Origin of the sequence: Dyadobacter sp. (assembly GCF_051859145.1) — a bacterium.
GTDB lineage: Bacteria > Bacteroidota > Bacteroidia > Cytophagales > Spirosomataceae > Dyadobacter.
This window is the reverse complement of record NZ_JBHYGF010000348.1, coordinates 1-4,550: the sequence shown is the minus strand read 5'-3', so window position 1 is coordinate 4,550 and position 4,550 is coordinate 1. Positions and strand designations below refer to the sequence as shown.

The window sequence follows — 4,550 nt, the reverse complement described above, 5'->3', positions numbered from 1 at the left end:
TGTTTGCTGGAATGCTTTTTATAGCTAGGAGTCACTTCATAGCGTGTCAATTACACTTCATCCGCTTTGCTTTTCCATTGATATTTAGTAAAAAAAGAGCTGGTATCGGTCGGGCAGGGCGGTTTATCGTCAACAAAAAACCAGATGGAAATTACAATCAAGAAATCGCGCTTCTACGAGCTTTTTCTTTCAGAACTGAGGGAGATGCTTTGGGTAGAACAAAAGATGTGGGGTATGCTGAGAATGATGCAGGGAGTTGCGCAGTCACAGGATTTTTCAAGAACATTGGCGCAGAGCAGGGTGCATGCTTCCGCACATATTGACAGGATCAGGCATTTGTTTGACGTGCTGGGCGAACCAGCTTCGGGCATTGAATCAGCTGCTATCGGCAAACTGCTCCAGAGTGTAGAAGCCACTGTGAATAAAAACAGCGAAGGCGCAGGAATGGGCGATTTTACATTGATAATTGCCGCTCAGAAAGCCGGACAATACAAGGTAGCCAGCTATGAAAATCTGATCACGATTGCGCAGGTACTCGGCGACAAGGAGCTGGAAAAAGTGCTGGAAGCAAACATTATTGAGGATGCAGGTACAGACCTGTTTTTACGCGAGCTGTCGGAGCGTTTTATTTACCAGGAAGCAGCATCCAGGCAAGCGTATCGTTTGTCTGCATGATGGCAGCCTGGCCTGAGATCAGGCTAGGCTGCTTTGTTTTTCTTTCAGTATTCTCGACAATTCAGGCAGGTCGACGGGTTTGAGTAAATGCGCATCAAAACATGACTCCGTACTTTCCCGAAGGTCTTCATCAGCTCCGTAGCCAGTAACAGCGATGATAAGCGGAGATTGGCCCCAGTTAGTATCGCGAATGAGGCGACAGGCTTCATGCCCCGTCATACCCGGCATTCCGATATCCATCACAATTGCCAGGGGATTATATGATTCAGCAGCAGTAATCCCCTCGCGGCCGCTGTAACAGGCTTTTGTCTCATAGCCGGTCAGCTTGAGCAGCATCGCCAGGGTGTCCGCGGCGTCGCGGTTGTCATCTACCACCAGTATCCGGCGGTTTTCTGAGTTGGTTACTGTTTCCATATCTCTTATTAGTTTATCAAAGCAAGGCTTTTGTAATTCGCTGCCAAAGCCGTCGTCCGGGATCAACCACGTCGACACTATTTTACGGCGGCGATAAAACGTTCATTGCCGCAGTTATTGCATTTTTCATTACCAGAATTTCCCATTGCTTTATTCCCGCACTGGTCACACACCTGTTCATCAGTGGTCTCGCTGATCTCACTCTGGTACTCTTTATCCCAAATCGGCAGAATGGGCAGACCGGCTACTACCTCATAGTTTTTGATCAGTGTAAAAGAGCCGCCTGCTTCGAAGTAGAGCCTTTTTACCTCGCCCAAATGCCTGATACTGTTTCCACGAAGCTGCGCAAATGCCCGCTCCCGGGTTATACCCGTTTTTTGCATCATTTTGAGGTTGAGGCAACTGTCTTCAACAATCGGCGTGATGTTTCCCTGCATCACATTCTCCAGTTTCTGGTTTCTCGTGGAAAGTCCCGCGATCAGTTGCTGAATGGAAACTACGATGGCTGCTATCACCACTGCGGCGAGAATACCGCGGTCAGGAGATTGGAGCGGTACCCCGATCGCGGCCGCCAGCGAGACCATCGCGATCATTTCACTTCGGCTCAGCTGCGACGCCATTCTCTTTCCCATCAGTCGCATAGATACCATGAGAATGAGGTAGATCACGGCGATCCGCAATACTACTTCCAGGTAAAAACCGCCCGGTACGTCGCCGATGAAGATCCGCTGCCAATCTGTAATTTTGATATCTTCGGGTTTCATGAAGTTACGAGCTGAGATTTAATGGAAATTGTTGCCGGTAACCAATCATTGGAGCCACATACCTTGCAGGACTGCTCATTGCTCGCGTCGTAAATCACTTTTCCGCATTTCGAACAGACAGTCGCGCCGTTTACAGGTTCCTGGTAGAAACCGGCGATTGCTTCATCATTCGGTGGGAAAATCTGCAAACCAGGCTGTGGTTCGTCTCTCCTGTAAATGCTGAAAACACCGCAAGCTTCCAGGTAAACGCGTCCTACATCTCCCAGATTGAGTACATCCTTAGTCCGCAATGCTGAAAACAGCTGCTGCCGAGATACCTTTGATTTACCCATTTGTTCCAGCTGGATCACGCCATTTTTTACCACCATTTCGGCACGTCCCTGGGTCGCACGCTCAAACTTGCGGCTCTTAAACTCGGCCAGGTTAAGGCCGCGCTGAAAGATCAGGGCGCAAACGAGGATCATAATGCCTAGTAACAATCCCAGCTGCGGTATCTGCATAGCCGGCGATACAATCGCACCGAGGGTGATCATCACCGCCATTTCAGAGATCGTCAGCTGCCCGCCCATTCTTTTCCCCATTAACCTTACTATAACAAGCAGAGCAAGGAAAACGAGGGAAGTACGAAGAAATACCTCAATCAGGAATTCAGGGGGAGCCTGGCCGAATAAAATCCTCGGCCAGTCCCAGGGTTGTATCTCATCTTTTTTCATGTCCGTTCCGCTGGGTTATTCTATACGCTGGCAGATTTTTCATTCGGACATTTCAATACCATCACGCTCCGGTCAGGAATGGTAAGTACTTCACCCGGCTTGAAATCATCGCCTGACTCTGCGATCATTCCCGCGTCGGTATCAATGATAATGCGCCATTCATCGCCGCAGTCATCAGACGGAAGTACGAAATCCACCGCTTCCGGCGTGCAGTTGAAAATGAGGAAGAAAGTATCGTCTACAATCCGGTCATTGTTCATATCCACGCAGCGGATACCATTTCCATTCAGGTATACTCCGAAAGCGCCTGCGTCCATTGTTTCCCATTGATCATCGGAAACCTGACTGCCGTCCGGGAGCATCCACATAATATCCTTCATTTCGGAGTCGTGGACCGGCAAGCCCTGAAACCAGCGGCGGCGCCGGAAGGAAGGGTGGTCCTTGCAGAAGCGTATCGGTGACCTGGTGAAGTCAAGAAGCTTTTGGTCTGCTTTGTCCCAAAGTATCCAGGAGATCTCGTCGTCGTGGCAGTAGCTGTTGTTGTTACCACCCTGGCTGCGCCCCAGCTCGTCCCCGGCCACAATCATCGGAACGCCCTGGGAGAGGATCATGGTCGCCAGGAAGTTTCGCTTCTGCTTGTTTCTGAGCTGAATGATGCTTTCGTCGTCCGTTTCTCCCTCTACACCGCAGTTCCACGACCTGTTATCGTCGGATCCGTCCTTGTTGTCTTCTCCGTTCGCTTCATTGTGTTTCTTATTATAAGAAACCAGGTCGTGCAATGTAAAACCATCGTGTGCGGTGACGAAGTTGATGCTGGCTGTGGGCCTGCGGTAGTCGCCGCGATACAGATCGGGGCTACCGGTGAAGCGGTCGGCGAATGCGCTGAGCGGTATCGCTTCACCCCGCCAGAAGTCGCGGATCTCATCGCGGAATATATCATTCCATTCTGCCCAGCCGGGAGGGAATTTACCCACCATATAACCCGAATCACCTATATCCCAGGGCTCTGCAATCAGCTTGACGCGGGAGATAACCGGGTCCTGGTGAATGATGTTAAAGAAAGAACCCAGGTTGTCTGTCTCGTGCAGGGTACGTGCGAGTGTAGACGCCAGGTCAAACCGGAATCCGTCCACGTGCATTTCCGTGATCCAGTAGCGCAGACTGTCCATGATCAATGCGAGCACGTTCGGCAATTGCACATTCAATGTGTTGCCGGTACCCGTGTAGTCCATATAGTAGCGCTGGTCTTCAGGAGTGAGGCGGTAGTACGATGCATTATCAAATCCCTTGAAGCAAAGGGTAGGGCCCATGTGGTTTCCTTCCGAGGTATGGTTGTATACTACATCAAGGATCACTTCGATGCCTGCCTTGTGCAGTTCTTTGACCATATTCTTGAACTCCGAAACCTGTTCGCCATTCTTGCCGCTGCTGCTGTAACGTGAATCCGGCGCAAAGAAGCCAAGCGTATTGTAACCCCAATAATTGGTAAGTCCCTTTTCAAGCAGGTGCTGGTCTGCTACAAACTGGTGCACGGGCATCAGCTCAATGGCGGTAATGCCCAGTGATTTCAGGTATTCGATTGTCACCGGATGTGCTACTCCGGCATAGGTACCCCGGATTTCTTCGGGAATGTCTGGGTGTGTAAATGTGAGCCCTTTTACATGTGCTTCGTAAATAATCGAATCATGATAAGGGATATCGGGACGTTTATCATCTTCCCAGTCAAAATGACAATCGACAACCACCGACTTGGGAATGTACGGGGCACTGTCGCTTTCGCTGAAACTCAGGTCTTTCTTTTTATCACCAATCTTGTAACTAAACAGCGCCTCATTCCATTTCAGCTCACCAGCCAGCGCGCGGCTGTAAGGATCCACAAGCAGCTTGTTGGGATTAAACCGGTGCCCGTTTTTCGGCTCAAAGCGGCCGTGCACGCGGTAGCCGTAAAGCTGGCCTGGCTGCAACCCTGGTACGTAAACGTGCC

5 protein-coding genes are annotated in these 4,550 nt (G+C 50.4%); 1 reads left to right on the top strand and 4 read right to left on the bottom strand.

The window, feature by feature from the left end; genetic code table 11:
- Positions 1 to 144: 144 nt before the first annotated feature.
- Positions 145 to 675, top strand: a complete 531-nt coding sequence (locus ACTIE6_RS18575) for a YciE/YciF ferroxidase family protein (protein WP_439558067.1) — start codon at positions 145 to 147, stop codon at positions 673 to 675.
- A gap of 18 nt (positions 676 to 693) precedes the next feature.
- Here the strand turns inward: ACTIE6_RS18575 and ACTIE6_RS18570 are convergent, their stop codons facing one another.
- The 4 genes from ACTIE6_RS18570 to glgX all read right to left on the bottom strand — a co-directional run.
- Positions 694 to 1,089 carry a response regulator gene (locus ACTIE6_RS18570; protein ID WP_439558066.1) on the bottom strand — a complete coding sequence of 132 codons (396 nt, stop codon included), beginning with the start codon at positions 1,087 to 1,089 and terminating at the stop codon, positions 694 to 696.
- A 77-nt stretch (positions 1,090 to 1,166) separates the two neighbouring features.
- Positions 1,167 to 1,853, bottom strand: a complete 687-nt coding sequence (locus tag ACTIE6_RS18565; protein ID WP_439558065.1) for a DUF421 domain-containing protein — start codon at positions 1,851 to 1,853, stop codon at positions 1,167 to 1,169.
- Positions 1,850 to 2,566, bottom strand: coding sequence for a DUF421 domain-containing protein (locus ACTIE6_RS18560; RefSeq protein ID WP_439558064.1), 717 nt, complete (start codon positions 2,564 to 2,566; stop codon positions 1,850 to 1,852). Before ACTIE6_RS18560 ends, ACTIE6_RS18565 begins: the two co-directional genes overlap by 4 nt.
- A 20-nt stretch (positions 2,567 to 2,586) precedes the next feature.
- Positions 2,587 to 4,550, bottom strand: a 1,964-nt coding sequence (glgX, locus tag ACTIE6_RS18555; RefSeq protein WP_439558063.1) for a glycogen debranching protein GlgX, incomplete at its 5' end; no start/stop codon positions are given.

Excerpts from the sequence above, each read along its gene's own strand:
- ACTIE6_RS18570 (WP_439558066.1), bottom strand. The coding sequence starts at position 1,089 with ATGGAAACAGTAACCAACTCAGAAAACCGCCGGATACTGGTGGTAGAT.
- ACTIE6_RS18565 (WP_439558065.1), bottom strand. The coding sequence starts at position 1,853 with ATGAAACCCGAAGATATCAAAATTACAGATTGGCAGCGGATCTTCATC.
- ACTIE6_RS18560 (WP_439558064.1), bottom strand. The coding sequence starts at position 2,566 with ATGAAAAAAGATGAGATACAACCCTGGGACTGGCCGAGGATTTTATTC.
- ACTIE6_RS18575 (WP_439558067.1), top strand. The coding sequence starts at position 145 with ATGGAAATTACAATCAAGAAATCGCGCTTCTACGAGCTTTTTCTTTCA.